This window comes from Colwellia hornerae (assembly GCF_007954355.1).
In the GTDB taxonomy this organism is placed as follows: Bacteria; Pseudomonadota; Gammaproteobacteria; order Enterobacterales; family Alteromonadaceae; genus Colwellia_A; species Colwellia_A hornerae.
In genome coordinates, this window is the sequence record NZ_VOLR01000014.1 from 79,636 (window position 1) to 99,063 (window position 19,428).

20 protein-coding genes are annotated in these 19,428 nt (G+C 39.9%); 4 read left to right on the forward strand and 16 right to left on the reverse strand.

The window, feature by feature from the left end; all coding sequences use genetic code 11:
• Positions 1-71 precede the first annotated feature (71 nt).
• From trmH to ESZ26_RS11400, 7 genes are all read right to left on the reverse strand, one after another.
• A complete protein-coding gene (gene trmH, locus ESZ26_RS11370) occupies positions 72-779 on the reverse strand; it encodes a tRNA (guanosine(18)-2'-O)-methyltransferase TrmH (protein ID WP_146796592.1) in 708 nt (235 codons plus the stop codon).
• A 165-nt stretch (positions 780-944) separates the two neighbouring features.
• Positions 945-1,337: a RidA family protein gene (locus tag ESZ26_RS11375; RefSeq protein WP_146796595.1), complete on the reverse strand. Its 393-nt coding sequence runs from the start codon at positions 1,335-1,337 to the stop codon at positions 945-947.
• A gap of 35 nt (positions 1,338-1,372) precedes the next feature.
• Positions 1,373-3,490: a bifunctional GTP diphosphokinase/guanosine-3',5'-bis pyrophosphate 3'-pyrophosphohydrolase gene (gene spoT, locus ESZ26_RS11380; protein ID WP_146796598.1), complete on the reverse strand. Its 2,118-nt coding sequence runs from the start codon at positions 3,488-3,490 to the stop codon at positions 1,373-1,375.
• Between the two features lie 170 nt (positions 3,491-3,660).
• On the reverse strand, positions 3,661-3,945 hold the full coding sequence (rpoZ, locus tag ESZ26_RS11385) for a DNA-directed RNA polymerase subunit omega (protein WP_070375402.1): 285 nt from the start codon (positions 3,943-3,945) through the stop codon (positions 3,661-3,663).
• A 105-nt stretch (positions 3,946-4,050) separates the two neighbouring features.
• Positions 4,051-4,677, reverse strand: coding sequence for a guanylate kinase (gmk, locus tag ESZ26_RS11390; protein WP_146796601.1), 627 nt, complete (start codon positions 4,675-4,677; stop codon positions 4,051-4,053).
• 176 nt (positions 4,678-4,853) lie between these two features.
• The gene (gene tdh, locus ESZ26_RS11395; RefSeq protein ID WP_146796604.1) at positions 4,854-5,882 is read right to left on the reverse strand and encodes an L-threonine 3-dehydrogenase; all 1,029 of its coding nucleotides are present in this window, start codon (positions 5,880-5,882) and stop codon (positions 4,854-4,856) included.
• Between the two features lie 22 nt (positions 5,883-5,904).
• Complete coding sequence (locus ESZ26_RS11400; protein ID WP_146796607.1) at positions 5,905-7,116, reverse strand: glycine C-acetyltransferase; 1,212 nt, start codon at positions 7,114-7,116, stop codon at positions 5,905-5,907.
• Between the two features lie 178 nt (positions 7,117-7,294).
• Here ESZ26_RS11400 and ESZ26_RS11405 point away from each other — a divergent pair, with 178 nt between their 5' ends.
• Positions 7,295-7,723 carry an Lrp/AsnC family transcriptional regulator gene (locus ESZ26_RS11405; protein ID WP_070375406.1) on the forward strand — a complete coding sequence of 143 codons (429 nt, stop codon included), beginning with the start codon at positions 7,295-7,297 and terminating at the stop codon, positions 7,721-7,723.
• A 14-nt stretch (positions 7,724-7,737) separates the two neighbouring features.
• Here the strand turns inward: ESZ26_RS11405 and ESZ26_RS11410 are convergent, their stop codons facing one another.
• Positions 7,738-8,508, reverse strand: a complete 771-nt coding sequence (locus ESZ26_RS11410; RefSeq protein WP_146796609.1) for an alpha/beta hydrolase family protein — start codon at positions 8,506-8,508, stop codon at positions 7,738-7,740.
• 185 nt (positions 8,509-8,693) lie between these two features.
• Between ESZ26_RS11410 and waaA the strand changes: the two genes are divergently transcribed.
• Positions 8,694-9,986, forward strand: a complete 1,293-nt coding sequence (gene waaA, locus ESZ26_RS11415) for a lipid IV(A) 3-deoxy-D-manno-octulosonic acid transferase (protein WP_146796612.1) — start codon at positions 8,694-8,696, stop codon at positions 9,984-9,986.
• Between the two features lie 6 nt (positions 9,987-9,992).
• Here waaA and ESZ26_RS11420 read toward each other — a convergent pair whose 3' ends face one another.
• The 5 genes from ESZ26_RS11420 to ESZ26_RS11440 all read right to left on the reverse strand — a co-directional run bounded on the left by ESZ26_RS11420 (position 9,993) and on the right by ESZ26_RS11440 (position 15,483).
• Positions 9,993-10,799: a DUF4198 domain-containing protein gene (locus ESZ26_RS11420; protein WP_146796615.1), complete on the reverse strand. Its 807-nt coding sequence runs from the start codon at positions 10,797-10,799 to the stop codon at positions 9,993-9,995.
• Positions 10,800-10,850: 51 nt separating this feature from the next.
• Positions 10,851-11,369, reverse strand: coding sequence for a DUF2271 domain-containing protein (locus ESZ26_RS11425; RefSeq protein WP_223271647.1), 519 nt, complete (start codon positions 11,367-11,369; stop codon positions 10,851-10,853).
• Between the two features lie 53 nt (positions 11,370-11,422).
• The gene (locus ESZ26_RS11430; protein ID WP_146796618.1) at positions 11,423-12,013 is read right to left on the reverse strand and encodes a PepSY-associated TM helix domain-containing protein; all 591 of its coding nucleotides are present in this window, start codon (positions 12,011-12,013) and stop codon (positions 11,423-11,425) included.
• A 71-nt stretch (positions 12,014-12,084) separates the two neighbouring features.
• A complete protein-coding gene (locus ESZ26_RS11435; protein ID WP_146796620.1) occupies positions 12,085-14,178 on the reverse strand; it encodes a TonB-dependent siderophore receptor in 2,094 nt (697 codons plus the stop codon).
• A gap of 231 nt (positions 14,179-14,409) precedes the next feature.
• Complete coding sequence (locus ESZ26_RS11440) at positions 14,410-15,483, reverse strand: glycosyltransferase family 9 protein (RefSeq protein ID WP_146796623.1); 1,074 nt, start codon at positions 15,481-15,483, stop codon at positions 14,410-14,412.
• Between the two features lie 52 nt (positions 15,484-15,535).
• On the opposite strand from ESZ26_RS11440, the gene ESZ26_RS11445 reads away from it, so the two are divergent.
• Positions 15,536-16,303, forward strand: a complete 768-nt coding sequence (locus tag ESZ26_RS11445) for a 3-deoxy-D-manno-octulosonic acid kinase (RefSeq protein ID WP_223271648.1) — start codon at positions 15,536-15,538, stop codon at positions 16,301-16,303.
• Between the two features lie 76 nt (positions 16,304-16,379).
• Here the strand turns inward: ESZ26_RS11445 and ESZ26_RS11450 are convergent, their stop codons facing one another.
• Positions 16,380-17,060 carry a TetR/AcrR family transcriptional regulator gene (locus tag ESZ26_RS11450; protein ID WP_223271649.1) on the reverse strand — a complete coding sequence of 227 codons (681 nt, stop codon included), beginning with the start codon at positions 17,058-17,060 and terminating at the stop codon, positions 16,380-16,382.
• Between the two features lie 144 nt (positions 17,061-17,204).
• On the opposite strand from ESZ26_RS11450, the gene coaD reads away from it, so the two are divergent.
• Positions 17,205-17,678, forward strand: coding sequence for a pantetheine-phosphate adenylyltransferase (coaD, locus tag ESZ26_RS11455; RefSeq protein WP_146796626.1), 474 nt, complete (start codon positions 17,205-17,207; stop codon positions 17,676-17,678).
• Here the strand turns inward: coaD and mutM are convergent.
• Both mutM and ESZ26_RS11465 read right to left on the reverse strand, forming a co-directional pair.
• Complete coding sequence (mutM, locus tag ESZ26_RS11460; RefSeq protein WP_146796629.1) at positions 17,675-18,490, reverse strand: bifunctional DNA-formamidopyrimidine glycosylase/DNA-(apurinic or apyrimidinic site) lyase; 816 nt, start codon at positions 18,488-18,490, stop codon at positions 17,675-17,677. The two genes, coaD and mutM, sit on opposite strands and share 4 nt — an antisense overlap.
• A 29-nt stretch (positions 18,491-18,519) precedes the next feature.
• Positions 18,520-19,425 (reverse strand): ATP-grasp domain-containing protein, encoded by a 906-nt coding sequence (locus tag ESZ26_RS11465; RefSeq protein ID WP_244947084.1) that lies wholly within the window; start codon positions 19,423-19,425, stop codon positions 18,520-18,522.
• Positions 19,426-19,428: the final 3 nt, after the last annotated feature.

The window sequence follows — 19,428 nt, forward strand, 5'->3', positions numbered from 1 at the left end:
TTTATCATGTAGTCAAATCACCTAAACGGCATCTTTAAGGGCTTAGCTATAAAATTCAGCAATGCTGTCGATTAATTATCTAATGCTTTCCAAGCCGCTTGAGTCATTTGCATCTGTTCCCACCATGGTTCAGAGGCAATGATTTGTCCCTCTTCATCAATTACAGGGTAAGGTAGCCCTTTACGTTTACATGCCTCAGCAAAAATTGGGTGCCCGCCTTCAAATAAGAAACGCTGACGACGGTTATCATCAATACGAGCCGTGTCATACATTCCCGCTATTTGACGCTGACGTTGTGCTTCATACAAGACCACAGACGAGGCAACAGAAACGTTTAACGATTGCACCATGCCAACCATAGGAATAACAATATCTTGATCGGCCATTGCCAGTGCAACATCCGAAGCACCAAATTTTTCTTGGCCTAAAATAATAGCGGTTGGTTTGGTGTAATCGATCTCGCGAAAATCTACAGCGCTATCAGAAAGGTTGGTCACTAAAATTTGCATGCCTTGCTTTTTTAATTCATCAATAGCAGCTTTAGTTGTCGTGTAATTGTGCACATCAATCCAGTTTTGACTACCGGCAGCACTGCCGCCACGGACTTCCATTTCGTCACTTTTCCAGATGGCATGCACATCACTAACGCCAACTGCATCGGCGGTGCGAACAACCGCGGCCAGGTTATGTGACTTATGAACACCTTCCATACAAACCGTTAAATCTGGTTGGCGTTTATCGAGCATCGCGTTTATTCTTTTTAATCTTTCAGGAGTCATTACACTTCACATCTACACTTTATAGTTCATGGTCTAAAAATACCTAAAAAATCACTTATAAGAGATAAGTTCATTGTTCATATATTTTTGACGGTTTCCCCTTAAAGTTACCTGTAACACTGCTCTTTAAGGAGGGGTAATATACTTTACAGCTTACGGCGGGAGTTAGCCGACGTTAGGTAATTCCATCACGCCATCTATTTCAATTAATACATCTTTGGGTAAACGAGAAACTTGTACGGCAGCGCGTGCTGGGTAGGGTTGTTGAAAATATTGACTCATCACCTCGTTTACGGTTGCGAAGTTGGCAAGATCCATCATAAAAATGTTTACCTTGACCATATCGTTAATATTACCACCTGCGGCTTCGCATACCGCAACTAAGTTCTTAAATACCTGGTGGGTTTGCTCGGTAAAGTCTTCAGAAACAACGACCATGGTCTCTGGAATTAGAGGGATTTGACCTGAAAGGTAAACGGTATTATTCACTTTTACGGCTTGACTGTATGTGCCGATTGCACTGGGTGCGTTATCTGTACTGATAATTGTTTTCATCATATTTCCTACATGGTAATTTTGTTAAAGATGATTGATTACTTATTGCGCACAACACGCTGCACATCAATCATCACTTTTATTTTTCGAATAATATCGGCTAAATGAACGCGGTCACGACAGGTTATTTCCATGTCAATCGCATATAGCCCCGAGTCTTTTTCACCAGAATTTAGCGCATGAACATTGGATTCACATTTAGCAATAACATTGGTCAGCGCTGCGAGTGCACCTTGATGATTCATTATTTCAATACGTAATTTTGCAATGAAGTCTCGGTTGATGTCACTGTCCCATTTTACTGGGAATAAGCTACCTTGCTCATGGTTTTTAATGTTACGACAACCTTGTTGATGCACCATTAAACCTTTGCCAGGGCTCAAGTAAGCTAAGATAGCATCGCCAGGAATAGGACGGCAACATTTGCCGTAACTGACCAACATACCTTCGCTGCCTTTTATTGGCATTTTGGTTTTACTGTTCGGATCGGCGAAGCCACTCTCTGCACTGTCTATCGTAAATTCATCGGTTAAGCGTCTCGCAATACCAATACTTAACGCATTACCTAAGCCAATATTCACCAGCAGGCCATCAAGACTGGTATTACCGGTTTCTTTAACGACCTGATCAATTTTTTCTTGGTCAATATCTTCAATACGGACTTTACCTAAGGCATGACTCAGTAAACGTCGCCCTAAACCATAAGATTCTGTTTGCTCTTGTGAACGTAAATAAGTTCGAATTTGTAAACGTGCTTTAGCCGTGACAACAAAATTTAACCAGGTGGCATTGGGTCGAGCGGCAGAAGAGGTAATTACCTCAATGGTTTGCCCAGAATCAATAGCGCGACTTAATGGATAAGGTTTACGATCGACTTTAACCCCGACACATGAATTACCCACATCGGTATGAACAGCATAAGCAAAATCGACAGCCGTTGCGCCCATCGGTAATTCAATAATGCGTCCGTCTGGGGTAAAGACATAAATTTCTTCAGGAAATAAGTCTGATTTTACATTTTCAATAAATTCAAATGAACTACCGGCACTTTGTTGTAATTCTAATAAACTTTGCATCCAACGACGGGCTTTCATTTGAGCTGTGGTACCGCTCTTGTCGCCGTCTTGTTTGTACAACCAGTGAGCGGCTACCCCTTTGTCTGCCATTTGATCCATATCTTGTGTACGAATTTGAATTTCAACAGGGATGCCATGTGGGCCAATCAATGAAGTATGCAGCGATTGATAACCATTGGTTTTCGGAATAGCGATATAATCTTTAAAGCGGCTTTCAATCGGTTTGAATAAGTTATGCACAGCGCCGAGTGTTCGATAACAATTATCAATTTTATTCTCTACGATGACACGAAAAGCGTAAATATCCATGACTTCATTGAACATTAATTCTTTATTGAGCATTTTACGGTAGATAGAATAAAGGTGCTTTTCTCGACCAATAACTTGCGCTTCAATACCACTTTCTTTGAGGCGAGCCGCAATTTCTTCTTGAATGTTATTAATAATTTCTTTGCGATTACCACGGGCTTTTTTTACCGCTGACTTTAACGCACGTGCGCGCATCGGGTAAAGGGCTTCAAAACCTAAAACTTCTAATTCACTTTTAATATCGTGAATACCCAAACGGTTAGCAATCGGTGCGTAAATTTCTAATGTTTCACGGGCAATACGTCGACGTTTATCTGGGCGTAAAGATTCGAGCGTGCGCATGTTGTGTGTGCGGTCGGCAAGTTTAATTAGAATTACGCGAATGTCTTGCACCATGGCAAGTATCATTTTACGGAAGTTTTCCGCTTGCATTTCTTCTTTGTTATCAAACTTTAGTTTATCAAGCTTACTGACCCCTTCAACTAATTCAGCAACGGTATAGCCAAATAATTCGGCTAACTCGTCTTTGGTTACCGGGGTATCCTCAATCACATCATGAAGCAATGCCGCCATTAAGGTTTCGTGGTCAAGGTGCATTTTTGCTAAGTTTAAAGCAACAGCCACTGGATGAGTGATATAAGGCTCACCGCTTGAACGCATTTGTCCTTCATGCGCTTCACGCGCAACGAGGTAAGCTTGCTTTAATAAGTCAATTTGTACTTTAGAAAGATAGCTTGAAACAAGTTCTTTTAATGGTTCAAAAAGGTACACGCATTGAATCCTTGATGATTAAGCTGAACGGTCTTATTACCGCCAGTCAAAGCTTTAAGTCAGCATAACACAATACGTTATTCGTTAAATACTGACAATAAAAAACGCGTATCATTAGCAATGATTACGCGTTTAGTTTATATCTCGTCGCTATAAGGCGACAAAAGATTTTATAGCTGTGGCTGAGCGCCACCAACAATGGCTGCAACAGCAGCAAGTTCTGCAGAATCTTGCTGAACTTGTTCATGACGGTCGCTATTGTTCATTACTTCAGTAGTGATTAAACCGGCTTCAATTTCACGTAAAGCGATAACGGTAGGCTTGTCATTTTCAGGGTCAACTAAAGGATCTTTACCGCCTGTGGCAATTTGACGAGCACGACGTGATGCGATTAACACCAAGTCAAAACGATTGCCTACTTTTTCTACAGCACCTTCAACAGTTACGCGAGCCATTTGGTCACTCCAACTTAAAATTTATAAAATAGTGCCGTAGTTTACTGAGCTACAGGGGATTAAGCAAGGTATATAGCGATACTAGTTCAAAATACAGCAGAAATATTAGCCTTTTAATAATTCATCGAACATCACTTGGTGCGTTATTGCTTGTTGTTGACATCTTAGGCGTTGGTTATTAACGATGGTGGTTAATTCGCTCAGTGCTTGAGAGAAGTCGTTATTAACAATAATGTAGTCAAACTCAGTGTAGTGCGAGCATTCTGCTTTTGCTTGTGCCATACGAGATTTAATGGTGGCTTCGCTATCTTGCCCACGTTTTTTTAAACGGTCTTCAAGTTCTGCTTTTGAAGGTGGACTAATAAAAATAGTGGTAACACTGGGTTGTTTTATCCGCACTTGCTTGGCACCTTGCCAGTCGATATCGAGAAACACATCAATACCTTGTGCGAGTTGTTTATCAATCGCAGATGCTGAGGTGCCATAATAATTACCAAAAACTTCAGCATACTCATAAAATTCATTTTGTTTAATCTGCTTTTGAAATTGCTCAACATTAATAAAATGGTAATGTTCAGCGTTATTTTCACCCGGACGAGGTGCTCGAGTGGTGTGAGAAACCGACACTTGCATCGGTCTGGCCGACTCTTGAGATAATAAGGCTTTAATTAAACTAGATTTTCCTGCACCACTAGGTGCGGAAAGAATAAATAAATTACCGGGAGTTGTCACAATATTGCCTTATAAAAGAGGTGAAAAATAAATAATGCTTATTATAACGAATTGATGGGGTATTTCATCTCTAAACTTGCTTACCGATAGCAAGAGCAACATTGTTAATAAAAAAAGCCAGCTTTTTAGCTGGCTTCATATCTTTATTAACAGGTTAGTTTATTAAGCCAAAAGGTTTAACTTTCCCAGTTTAAGATAACTTTACCTGAAAGGCCTGAACGCATGGTATCAAAGCCTTTTTGAAAATCATCAATATCAAAATGATGAGTAATAATAGGTGATAAGTCTAAACCTGACTGAATTAAGCTCGCCATTTTGTACCAAGTCTCAAACATTTCACGACCGTAAATACCTTTAATTGTTAAACCTTTAAAAATAACTTGGCTCCAATCAATGGCCATATCTTGACCAGGAATACCGAGCATGGCGATTTTACCGCCGTTATTCATGTTTTCTAACATAGCCGTAAAGGCCATAGGTACGCCCGACATTTCCATGCCAACGTCAAAGCCTTCAGTCATGCCTAGTTCGGACATTACATCCGTTAAACTTTCTTTGCTGACATTAACCGCTCGAGTGGCGCCCATTTTTCGGGCCAAATCTAAGCGATATTCATTAATATCGGTAATAACAACATGGCGCGCACCAACATGTTTAGCGACGGCTGCTGCCATAATACCAATAGGACCTGCGCCAGTAATAAGTACATCTTCACCGACTAAGTCAAAAGACAAAGCCGTATGAACAGCATTACCAAAAGGGTCGAATATTGCGGCTAAATCGTCAGATATTTCATCGGGTAATTTAAAAGCGTTATAAGCAGGGATCACTAAATATTCAGCAAAGGAGCCTTCACGGTTAACACCGACACCAACAGTATTTCGGCATAAATGTGTACGTCCACCGCGACAATTTCGGCAATGACCACAGGTAATATGCCCTTCGCCAGATACCCGGTCACCTAAAGTAAAACCTTTGACTTCTTGACCAATACCGACCACTTCGCCAGCATATTCATGACCAACCACCATAGGAACCGGAATAGTTTTTTGCGCCCATTCGTCCCAGTTGTAAATATGAATATCGGTGCCACAAATAGCGGTTTTTTTAATTTTAATTAATAAATCATTATGACCGAGTTGTGGCTTTTCACTGTCGGTCATCCAAATGCCGGGTTCGGCTTTTAACTTTGCTAATGCTTTCATGGTATTTCCTTTAATCCTAACCTTAGCCAATAATGTTCATTGCTTTGCCGATACGAATAAAGGCAGAAATGGCTTTATCAAGTTGCTCTTTGGTATGAGCTGCTGAGATTTGAGTACGAATACGTGCTTGCCCTTTAGGGACGACCGGGAATGAAAAACCAATTACGTAGATGCCTTCCGCTAGTAAACGGCTTGCCATTTCGCTGGCTACTTTTGCATCACCTAACATTACTGGGATTATCGCGTGATCAGCACCCGCACAGGTAAAACCGGCCGCTTCCATGTTCGTGCGAAAGTAACGGGCATTATCTTTTAATGTTGTACGTAATTTGCCACCTTTAGCTAATAAATCAATCACGGTAATTGAAGCATTAACAATAGCCGGTGCTAACGAATTAGAAAATAAATAAGGGCGTGAACGTTGACGCAACCATTCAATGGTTTCTTTTTTACCTGAGGTGTAGCCGCCTGAAGCGCCACCCATAGCTTTACCTAGTGTGCCGGTAATAATATCAACACGGCCCATTACATCGCAATACTCGTGGCTCCCACGACCTTCTTCACCGACAAACCCGACGGCGTGAGAATCATCAACCATCACCAAAGCATTGTATTTATCGGCTAAGTCGCAAACGGCTTTTAAGTTAGCAATAACGCCGTCCATTGAAAATACGCCATCGGTGGCAATTAATTTAAAACGTGCACCAGCAGCATCAGCAGCAATAAGTTGTTGCTCTAAATCGTTGGCGTCATTGTTAGCGTAACGATAACGTTTTGCTTTACATAAACGTACACCATCAATAATTGAAGCATGGTTTAAGGAATCACTGATAATCGCATCTTCAGCGCCCAATAAAGTTTCGAATAATCCAGCATTAGCATCAAAACATGAAGAATAAAGAATAGTATCTTCCATGCCTAAAAAGGTACTTAATTTCGCTTCTAGTGTTTTGTGAATATCTTGGGTTCCACAAATAAAACGGACCGATGCCATACCAAAACCGTGCTCGTCTAAGCCAGCTTTTGCTGCGGCAATAAGTTCAGGATGATTTGCTAAGCCTAAGTAATTGTTGGCGCAGAAGTTTACCACTGCTTCACCACTAGCCACCGCAATGTTTGGCTGTTGTGCTGTGGTAATAATACGTTCGGCTTTATATAAACCGTCTTCTTTAACTTGCTCAATTTGATCATTTAAATGTGCATAAAAACTTGCGTTGTTTGAAGAGTCGCTCACAACAATTCCTTATTAATAGGTTTGAATAATAATAGTATTATTATCCTAGACGAAGATTGAAAAAAGTGACACTAGTTAATTTTATGGTTATTTGATTAGTTAAAGTGACATGTGACACTATCAAAATGACTATTGTTAGTGTCTAATTGGTTTTATTAACCGTTAACGGGCATAACAGATGATCACAGAAAAAGATGAAGAGTTACTCGCTATTTTACGATGCAACGCCCGGGCAAGTGTTTCCGACATAGCTAGAGCGACCGGAGTTTCTCGCACCGCGATACAAAATCGCCTGACTAAGTTAGAGAATAGTGGTGTGATAAAAGCCTATAGTATTGTCTTGGGCAGTGAATATAGCAATCAGCTAATTTCGGCTAATGTTTCACTGAAAGTAAATCCTAACCTTAGGCGAAATATTTGTATCGCGTTAAGAAAAATACACAATATTAGTCATATTTACTCTATTAGCGGTCAATATGATTTGTTAGCGACGATTCAGGCACAAACATTAAAAAAATTAAATGAAATTCTTAATATCGTTTGTTCGCTAGAAGGGGTGGAGCGGACAAACTCCTCGATTATTCTCGATACGGTTTTTGAGAAATAAAGCGTATGTACTTATCACTTCAACGTGGTGCTTAGCCATGAGGCAAGATTTATTGCTAGGAACTTATTACGACGTAATAAGTTATGCCCCTGATCAACGCCTTGAAAGACTTGGGTGGTAGAACGACGATCGCCATTCCATGAAAATAATTCTTGGGCGGTTAAAAAACTATCGGCATGATGCGCTGAACTAACGAAGTAAACAGGAATATCAATTAAGTTTTTATAATGCTCTTTTTCCATATGATCCATAATAGGCGAAAGTATAACAAAGCTACTAATACGAATTTTTTCAGCTAATTGCACCGCTTCATTGACTGAGCAGCCACTGGCGACAAGAGATATCGGTTGTTGATCGCCAATTTTACTGCGTAAATAATTATAAGCCGCCAGGACATCTTTTTCCCAATACGAGGTCAGCATGGCGACTTCAGCTTGGTAGCTAACAATGTTTTTTACTTGGTGTTTTATCGTTTGGTGGGAAAAATCCTCGGATGCGCTTGCGCCATAACCTCTAAAGTCAATGGCCAGTGCATTAATGCCTTGCTCGGCAAGTAATCCACCCAGTACAGCATAACTTTGACTACTGTGAGAGCAGTCGTGTAGTAATAATACACCGCCAGTAAGGGGATCACCGAGATAATAATCAGCCGATAAAACAACGTCGTCTTCGGCGATAAATTTTACTTTTTCTGGTATGTTTATTTTGTTGACTTGGCTAACATCGGCTTGATTATATGTTGGCGCTGAATATTCTTGTGCAGATAATAAAGGCGCTATTAGCATAAAACTTACTATGGCGAAGCCATGATTGAATATGTTCTTGATGAAATAAAGCTTACTCATTTTCCTAGGCTACTATTTTAGTTCCTTTAATACCAAGACGATAACAAACTCCATCAGCTTTGGGTATTTTTATTGTTTGCTTTAGTCGCTATACTGCGCTTATCAACAACTAAAGAGTTTTTTCTGTGCGTTATCAATTATCTTTGATGTTATATCGACTTGTTTTTCTTGGCTTACTCCCGATTGCTTGGTTGTTACTTCAGTTGCGCTCAATAAAACAAAAAGCTTATCGACAACGTATTGGCGAACGTTTTGGTTTTTTGCCTCGACAATTTAAAGCCGGCGGTATTATTGTTCATGCGGCGAGTGTCGGTGAAGTTATTGCCCTAAAAAGCTTTATTAGCCAATTACTTGAAACAAAACCTAACCGTGTTATCACCGTCACTACTTTTACCCCAACCGGTTCAGAGCAAGTTAAAAAGCTCTTTGGCGAACGTGTTCAACATTGTTATTTACCCCTAGATAGTACCTTCTGCGTAGCGGCATTTTTAAATAAATTGAAACCACAGGCGATGGTTTTTATGGAAACTGAGTTATGGCCAAATTTAATTGCCCAAAGTGCCGAGCAAGGTATAAAATTGTTATTGATTAATGGCCGTTTATCACAAAAGTCGATGGACAGTTATCGCAAGCTAGCTTGGTTGATCACACCTACCATTAATCGTTTTGATAAAGTACTGTGTCAAAGCCAAGTGAACTATGAGCACTTTTTAGCGTTAGGTGCTGATGTTGCTCGCTGCAAGGTTTCTGGCAATGTGAAGTTTGACATCAGTGTTAATCAAACGATAGAAGATAAACAGCAAGAACTGGCTGAATTTGTGGTAACAGAGCGATTGATTTGGGTTGTAGCCAGTACCCATAAAGGTGATGAAAGCATTGCGTTAAATGCGTTTACTGAATTACTGAAAAGCTTGCCACAATTATTACTTATTATTGTACCGCGCCATCCAGAGCGCTTTAATGATGTTGCATCATTATGTTTAGCGCAAGGTTATAATCTTGCCCGTCGTAGCACGCAAGAAAAAGTCACCAGTGATAAACAAGTTTGGTTACTCGATAGTTTAGGGGAGTTATTACCAACGTGTGCTTTAGCTAGCGTGGTAACTATGGGCGGCAGTTTTTCAGATATCGGAGGGCATAATCCGCTTGAGCCGGCGCTATTTAAAAAACCAATTGTCGTTGGTCCTAATATGAGTAATTTTGTCGAGGTGATGCAGCAACTGATTGCGGAACAAGGCATTATTCAGCTCACCGACCAAGACAATGTGGATATGACTGATGAGCTTAGTAAAGTCATTACTGATATTTTGTTGTCAGAGAAAACGCAGCAAACACTGGGAGAAAATGCTTACCGCGTCGTGACACAGAACCAAGGGGCTAGTGCCCGAAGTGTGAAACAATTATTGAAGTTACTTTAGTTTATTTTAATTAAGCTGTGCTTCAAACGTTAAAAACACACTGCCCATTTGCTGGTCTGCTAAAGGAGAGTTTGGTGTGTCTTCTTGGTACTCAGCAACCAATAAATATCGACCAGCAACACTAGGTGTGAAGGTGATTTCACCTTTTTCATTTGACCGTAAGGTTAATGTTTGCGGGTTATTGCGATAACGTACGCCGTCGGCTGTTATTTCCACGGCAACATCTTTTTGCGCTTTACCATTAAATAAAAATTTGAAAGTCACTTTTTCATGTTCAACAATATCTGATGGGTGAGTAACCGGCAGCAATTCTAATAATTTACCCTGGATTTTAAAGTTATCACTCGGGGCATTTAAAGTGACATAACTCTCTATTCTTGCATAACGATAAGTGGTTTTGATCGCGGTAGCTTGGGTTGGTAATTTACCAACTAATTCTGTCTTATTGGCTGATAGTCTTTTATGGTCGCCGTCGATAGTATAATAGGTGATAAAGCTAGCCTCACTGTTATTGGTGATTTTATAGGTTCCCGAACCTTTTAAGAAGTAATCTACCACACTTTTTCGATGACCTTTATAGCTTGACGAAGCTCTTGATGGCTCACCATCAGGGGTAATAATTCTCACTAAATCTGCCCCCATCGCTTTATCCACATTAAAAGTTTCATTGGATGCAGTTATATCAACCATGATCCATTCGCCTTGTTCAGCAGACAAATTGAAATGGCTCGGTAAAACCCAGCGAGAATGTCCGAATGTTTGTGTGCTAATGGCACAGGTTAAGGTAAAGGCGATTATTTGTTTTAAAGTCATTTTATATTCCAAGTCTAGTGGTTAAGTTGTGCGTTAAGGCAGTGAATAAATTTATTGCGGTAGCACAGCAAACTGTATTTCATCAGTTTCATGGCTTGGCGCTAAGGTAAATGTTGATTTTATGTTGTTTAATACAAATGGTTGGCGAAGAATAGCCCGTCCACCATTTTCTCTGACCACTTCAATAAACAAAGTATATTGTCCTTTTTTTAGTGATTTTTTCTGATCATCTTCGGCCAAGAAAGTCAGAGGATACTTGCCTGCAGCCCGAGTCGCAGAAGTTATGCCGTCAACAAAGTCAGCATCTTTTTTACCGACCTTACGCCACCAGCGTCGAATATCCTTTAACCATTTAGCTTTTTCTCGCCAAAGTAATAAGGTGCGTACGGGTTTTCCTTGTGAGTTTTCAATCCAGCTCGCAACATAGGGCGGATGATACTCACCGAGTTGCTGCTTTAACGTAAGCTCAAGCTGTAATTGTGCTGGCGCTGAGTTGCTCGGATTGGCAACGGCATTAAAATTTATCCAGCTTAATAAAATAAGCAATAATCCAATTTTTTTTATCTTCATCTAAGTTCCTTTTGTGCTCACTCAAGCAGAGAGCGTTGCTTATGCTCATTGATTTAAACCCACCATATCGCGGTGAAAATCATGGCGACGGTCACGGTTAAACTCAGTGTTAAGGTACGATTAAACCGTCTTTGTGGCATGGCTAAAATAAAACCACTTAGGGCAAATAAGATGCAAAGCAAACTGGTTATATCAATAATCCAGCCCCAAAAAACACTGGTATTTCTTCCCTTATGTAAATCGTTCATTAGCGCCCACCAACCGTAGTCAGTTTCTTCAAAAAACAGCTCGCCGCTAACTAAATCTAGGGTTATAGCGGTATTTTTTCCTGCGCGTTTTATACTGAAAAATAATTCGTCTTGGCTACTTTCGAGAATCGTGTTGTTTAACGATATCGACAATTTTTGCTCAATAGCTGTTGAGACCTTAACAATTTGTTGTGGTGTCAACGGCGGATTTTCAATCATAGATAAATCAATCATTAATGCTCTTTCTACGACGTCAGCTTTGCTGTCACGAAACCATTCGGGATGATTAAGGGTAATGCCGGTTACTGAAAAAAACAGCAGTAAACTCAACAATGCCATCGACACATAGATATGAATCAATCGAGAAAAACTTAAGGTACTTTTATTAATTTGCATAACAGCTTTAGCGTCTTTAATTGACTAAGGAGCAACAAATACCTATTTATCACTCCTCATTTTTAATGAATTTAGAATGACATTTGTGCCGCTAATCGATAGCTAGTGCTTTCTCCTGCGGTAACGCTAGATATACCACCACCAGCAAGATAATCAGTAGCGAGTAAGTTTTGTATGTTGAAGCGAAAGCTAACATCTTGGCCACTAATTGTGGTTTTATAGGTCGCGCCAACATCAATACGGGTATAAGCATCTTTGCTTATAGTGTTATCACTATCAGCAAAGCGTTCACCTTGATAAAATGCACCGGCATTAACAGCAAGTTGGTCAGTTAATTCATAACGAGACCAAATTGATGCTGACCACTGTGGAGCGTCAACAGGGGTTTTTCCTTGATAATTTTCATCTTTGTCGTATTGTGCCGCTAAGTTCATTAACGATGCCATAACAAAGAGCTTATCGTTTATTGCGCCTTGTGCAGCAACTTCGACACCTTTGTGGCGCTGCTCACCTGCCTGTTCAGTTTGCGTATCAAAATTCGGATCGCCGTTGATCGTTTCAGTGATTAACTTTCCTGTTTTGGTAATATCAAAAATAGCCGTAGTGAGTAATAAACGTTCAGCAAATAATTGCCACTTAGCGCCGATTTCAACTTGTTTAGATGTCATGGCTTCGAGCTTCATGCCATGATTAATATCTCGATCTTTTTCGAGTGTTTCGCTGCTTTGTGGTTCAAACCCTTCAGAATAACTCGCGTAGAAAGTGGTTTGGGCATCAGGATGAAATAAAAGCCCAGCTTTAGGTAAGAAGGATTCATTGTTTGCGCCTTCTTTACTTTGCTTGTCGTAACGTCCACCAACCGAGACTTGCCATTGATCATTTAAGGTGATTAAGTCTTGTAAATAAATGCCATAGTAATCATAGGCACTGCTGTAAAGTGAATCGTCAGTTGTGTAGCTGATCTCAGGTCTTGTTGGCTCTTGTTGGTCGCTAGCGTAGTTAATTGACTCGCCGTTTACTTTACGTTGCCCATAGTAATAATCTAAAGAATTAGCGCCAATTAATAACTGATGATCGAGACCAGCGAGGGTAAATTCGCCAGTGAAATCGATAAAAGCAGTTTTAAACTGCCAGTCATCAAAACGGTCATAGGGTTTAGAGGTATAGCTATCACCCTCTAAAAAAATTGCGGGTTTTTTTGGTGATGACTCAAAACGTTGGCGTTTAAAGCTTTGTTCATTGTAGCCGAGGGCAACCTGCCAGTGATTATTTAGTATGTAGTTGACATCAACTCCGATATTTTCAACGGTAATGTCAGTAAATGCCCAAGACATATCACGAATGGTTTTATTATGACCGATGACATTGCCTTTTTCATCTAACCAAGAACCGGTATCTAATCCGGCTTCATCATCCGTTCGGTCATAATGAACGCGTACCATGGCATCGTCTGAAATATCATAGTCAATGACTAACGCACCAAGAAAACGATCGCGCTGACGTTGTTCATTGTTTTGGTACTGATGCTGATATTTAGCATCTTGTTTAACAAGTACGCCTCTGTAACGTAATGACTCATCATCAGTTAACGAGCCACCAGCATCTAACGATAATCGGCTTGAACCTTCTTGGTCAACATCAACACCTAGCGTAAATAATGTTTTAGCGGTTGGCTTTTTTGTCACCATATTCACTAATCCACCAGGGCCTGATTGACCATATAAAATACTTGAAGGACCTTTAATCACTTCGATATTTTCTAAGATTTCGATAGGTTGTTGATAGTGTGACCAATGTTGGTGACCATCTCTAAGGTAGCCATTTGAAGAGCTTAGTTCAAAGCCACGGAGATTGAATACTTCACGATTACGTTGTTTAGAGCCAGCAGTTAAACTTGCGTCATTAGTTAATACTTCACCTAATGTTGTCGCTAGTTGTTCTGTGATTACCGAGTTTGGAATAACGGTGACGGACTGAGAAGTTTCTAATAAAGAAACATGAGTACGCATTGCGCCATGTGCTTGGTCAACTTTATAGTTATTAAAATAACTACCTTTAACTTCGATAACTTCAACAGAGGTATTATGGGTAGCGCCTTGATTGGCACTTGATGAAAAAGGCGTTAAGCCAACGAAAATTGCTAAGCAGACAGGTGAATACTTCATTGTTATTCCTAAGAGAAAAGAGAGCGATAATTTACTTGGTGCGAATACTAATGATAGTGATTATCATTTGCAACAAGTAAATTTACTTTATTGTCTTTTTTCTGATGAGAGATATTCGGTTGATGTTATTCGTCAGGTGAAATACCGGGCAAGGAGCGCCGACCTTGCTAACAGCATGCAAGGCTCTGTGTTGAATTTATAGTTGATACGGGAAAAGTTTAGCTGTCGAAATTATTTAATGATGAGCTCAGGGTAATGTTCATCAATAAGTAAGTGTAGTTTTTCCTGTACTTGGGTGAAAGTAATGCCGTTCATTAAGTCACTACCCTTGGCACGAATACCCCAAGGTAGCTGCTCTAGTGGCTGTTTATATTGCTCTTGTGCGGTATGCTGATAACAGCTAACCACATAGTTTTGATATAAATATGGACCCGTACGACAAGGATTACTGTGTGCGTACAAACCAATGACCGGTGTGCCAACAGTGACGGCCATATGTGCTGGTCCCGTGTCTGGAGCTATCACCAAATGTGCTAATTTAAGTACGCCTAGCAGCTGTTTCAAGTTGGTTTGACCAACAAGATTAACAATCTCGCATTGGCTCAAGGTAATAATCTCAGTGGCTAATAATGTTTCTAACAAGGTTGGTCCGCCACAAACAACGACTTGAAACCCTAGCTGTGTTAAATAATCGGCTGTTTTTGCATAACCTTCGGCATGCCAATTGCGCTCTGCTTTACTTGCCGCCGGCGAAATAACAGCAATGGCTTTATCAGATGCTAACGACAGTCGCTCGCTGGCCCAAAGTTCGTTTTCGTCACCAATTGGCATTTGCCAGCTAGGACTTTCGCTGGGAACACCGATAGCTGCTGCAAAACCAATAAAACCATCAAGTACATGCGGTTGATGTTGTGGCGCTATCTGCTGATTAGTAAAAAGCCATTGGCCTTCTTTAGCTCGTTTGCGGTCGAAACCTATTTTTACTTTTGCTTTAATACACCAACTCGCTAAACTGGCACGCAAGGCAACTTGCATATGTAATAACACATCAAATTTTTGATCTGCTAACTCAGTACGTAAATCCCGATAGCCTTTTAAGCCTGCTTTCTTATCAAAGATGACAAATTTTACCTGTGGCAATCCTTGTAATAGGTTCGCCTCTACTTTGCCTATCACCCAAGTTATTTTTGTTTGAGGATAAAAACGTTGAATTTGTTGCACCATAGCTACGGCGTGACAAACGTCTCCGATAGCAGATAAGCGTAATAAACATAAATTTTTTGGCGCTGTTAATTGACCCAGCATAAAGGAATCACCACAATAGAGCATATAAAGTATTTGAATTGAGTCTATTATCTTGAAACAGTCAGCAATTGTAAAACCTTACCAAGAAAAAATTTACCAACAAGCTAATATTTATTGTTGTTATAACGCCAATGCAATCGATGACTTTTCTCCCGAAATGCTTAATAGTGATTTTTGGCATGAAAATAATGCCATTACCGGCAGTGCTCAAGGGCGTGGTACTACTTGGTTTGTTCAGTACGACTCTCCACAAGTAAACACCATGGAAAAACAACAGTGGGTGTTACGTCATTATTTTCGTGGCGGTTTAATTGGCAAAATAATTAACGATAAATATTTTTTTACTGGACAAAATAGTACTCGAGCCGCCCAAGAATACCGTTTATTAAATACGCTTCAGGTTTTAGCATTGCCAGCGCCAAAGCCCGTTGCTTTTCGAGTGACTAAGTTGGGGCTTTTTTATCAAGCGGATTTGTTATCTTCTCGAATTGAACATGCTCAAGATTTAGTGGCGGTTTTATCCAAAGCACCATTAGTCGAGCAAGTTTGGCGAGAAGTGGGCAAGGTTATTCGTCGTTTTCATGAAGCTGGTATTTATCATCATGATTTAAATAGCCACAATATTTTACTCGATGAAAACAACAAGGTTTGGTTGATTGATTTTGATCGCGGCGAACAACGAGCGGTTGCTTCATCATGGCAGCAGGCTAATATGGCAAGATTATTACGTTCTTTTGAGAAAGAAAAAGTAAAATTGCCAAATTTTTATTGGCAAAAATCAGACTGGCAATTTTTATTAGCGGGATATACAGACAAATGAGTGATTAACGGCATTAGTAAGCGACATTTTAATTGAGTAAAAGGTCAATCTTTTAACTCACTAAGAGAATTGACGATTAAGCGACGTCAGCGACTTCCATGCAACGTTTACGATACATGGTACGTGCTTCTATAAACTCAGGCATTGCAGACTCAGTGATATAGGGCTGAATAATGACCAATATTTTCAAGACACCTTCATAAAAAACGGCGTCAGTAATTTCAATATTCTTATTTTGGGTTTGATAAAAGCTTAACCAGAAAGTGTTCACTAAACGCAAAATACTGACTATATCGGGTAAGTCTTCGTCAGCAAACTTCATCATATCAGTACTACGCAATGACAACAGCATCTCACTGACACGTGTCGCTATTGATGATTGCACATCAACATATTTTTCATGTAATAAAGGGTTTTTTGCTAACAATACCGGTAGGTTGCTGTAGAAAAATCGAAATTTCATGAGTGCTTGAAAAACCGCATCCATATATAAAATGATGGTGTCGAGGGGCTTTACTTCGGGAGAGACAAAGGGAACGGTTTCTAATAATAGGTTACGTGCATATTCTTCGTAAATAGAAAGAATAATGTCTTCTTTATTGCGGAAATGATAATACAAGTTACCCGGACTGATGCTTAAATGCGCTGCAATATGATTGGTTGTTACGTTGCGCTCGCCTTGATCATTGAAAAGCTCAATGCTGGCCTGAATTATTTTATCACGGGTTTTCATGTCAGTTACTTCTGTTTTTATCATTGTATTATTTTCCATCATACTATCAAAATTGAACTGACGGAAAGGCTTTTCGAGTAAATACTTTAACAAATTCGTCTTTGTAAGTTTCCATTCACTAAAAATAGCCTTTACAATGTTTTTAAGTTTATAAAGAAGATACCACTAATGACAATAAAAGCGATTTACCCAGGAACCTTTGATCCGGTCACTAATGGCCACACAGATTTAATTGAACGTGCAAGTGCTTTGTTTTCTGAAGTTATTGTTGGTGTTGCTGCCAGCCCAAGTAAAAAACCTCGTTTCGATCTAGCGCAACGTGTTGCTATGATTGAAGAAGTAAGTCGACATTTGCCCAATATTACGGTGGTCGGTTTTAGTGGTTTATTAGTCGACTTTGCTAAAAAGAATCAAGCCAAAGTACTGATCCGCGGCTTACGTGCGGTGTCTGATTTTGATTATGAATTTCAATTGGCCAATATGAATAGACGTTTAGCCCCTGAACTTGAAAGTGTATTTTTGACACCATCAGAAGGAAATTCTTTTATCTCGTCAACCTTAGTAAAAGAAGTTTCCTTGCATAATGGTGATGTCAGCCAATTTGTTCATCCTATTGTAAAAGCCGCACTCGACGATAATTAATCAGTTTGGCAGCTTGGACAAAAAACTGAGCTGCGATTCGACTGCCTAACCTCTTCTAGAATTGTTTGGCAGCGGTAACATTGCTTTCCTGCTCGACCATAAACGAATAGTTCTTGTGCAAAATATCCAGGGCGACCATCCGCTTGAGTAAAATCTTTTAAAGTTGTGCCACCTTGGGCAATGGCCGCAGTTAATACTTGTTTGATAATATCGGTAAGCTGGTCAAAACGTGCGACAGAAATAGTGCCGGCTAAGGTCGTTGGTAAAATACCGGCTTTAAATAACGCTTCGTTGGCGTAAATATTACCGACACCGACCACAACTGGATTTGACATTAAAAAGGTTTTAATCGGTACCTTGCGATTCTGTGCCTTATTAAATAAATAACCGTAAGTGAAGTCATCACTTAATGGCTCGGGTCCTAATTTACTTAATAAACCTCGTTCGTCAATATTGTCTTTAAACCATAATACGGCGCCAAAACGTCGAGGGTCATTCAAACGTAACGCTTTGCCGTGCGAGAAGACTAAATCAAAATGATCATGTTTTGCGACAGGGGTATTTTTTTCAATAACTCTAATGGTTCCGGACATGCCTAAATGCAAAACTAAGGTACCGTGCGAAAATTTGATTAACAAATATTTTGAACGTCGTTCAACGGCATGAACACTATGACCAACCATACTTTGTACTGTTTCAGGAATAGGCCAACGTAATTTTGCATTACGTACCACAACTTGTGAAACGGTTTGCTCTAAAATGTGTGGACTAATGCCTTGTCGGCAAACTTCTACTTCAGGTAATTCAGGCATAGTAACTCTATATCGGGTTTATTTTAAAATTACAGCGTTAATGCTTGCATGCGATGAACAAAAGCATCGGCAAAACGTGTTGCTGATTGCTCATCCATATTAAAATACAATGAAGGCTCAATCAGTTCAGCTTCCATAAGCGCAAAGCCTTGTTCACAGCGTACAAAATCAATACGTGCATACAAAGGCATGCCTATTTGTGCTTTTATCGCTTTAAGGGCTTGTTCTGCATGCTCAGTTAAGCCTGCTTCGGGTATTATTGACCTTAAACGGCCACCATGTTCTTCTTGAACACGAAAATCATCGTTTTTTGGTGTTTTTAAAATGGCATGACTGTAGTGGCCATTAAAATAAAATAGTGAAAATTCTCCTTCATCAATGACACTTTCCATAAAGGGTTGAACTAAAAACTCACTGGCTGAAAATGCTTGGGCAAGTTGTGGGTAAAATGTTTGATGATTTTCTTTTGTTAGCCAAAAAGTATTGTCAGCATTGGCACTTATACGAGGCTTAATGACTAATTGATCAACATTTAATTCAGCAAAGTATTGATCTAGCTGTTGCCGCGTTAGATTTTCCCGCCACAATGTTTTAACAATATGCACCCCAATGCTGGCGAGTTCACCTAAATACTTTTTATCAATGTTCCATTTTACCGTCTGTAAACTATTTTCAAGGTGCGCACTAGATTGCTCAATAACAGTTAATACTTTTAAAAAATCGGCAGCGTCGTCTTGATAATCCCATGGCGAACGTATAATAACAGCGGCGTAATTATTCCAATCAACACTTTTATCGCGCCATGACACCATGTGCATTTGCCAACCTAAGTCGAGTAGTGGTTGTGCAAGTAAATGGTCGTATGCCTCAAAATTTTCAAGGTTGTCCATGGTCAATATCGCGCAGTGTTGTCTTTTGTGATGAGTCATTGGCATGAT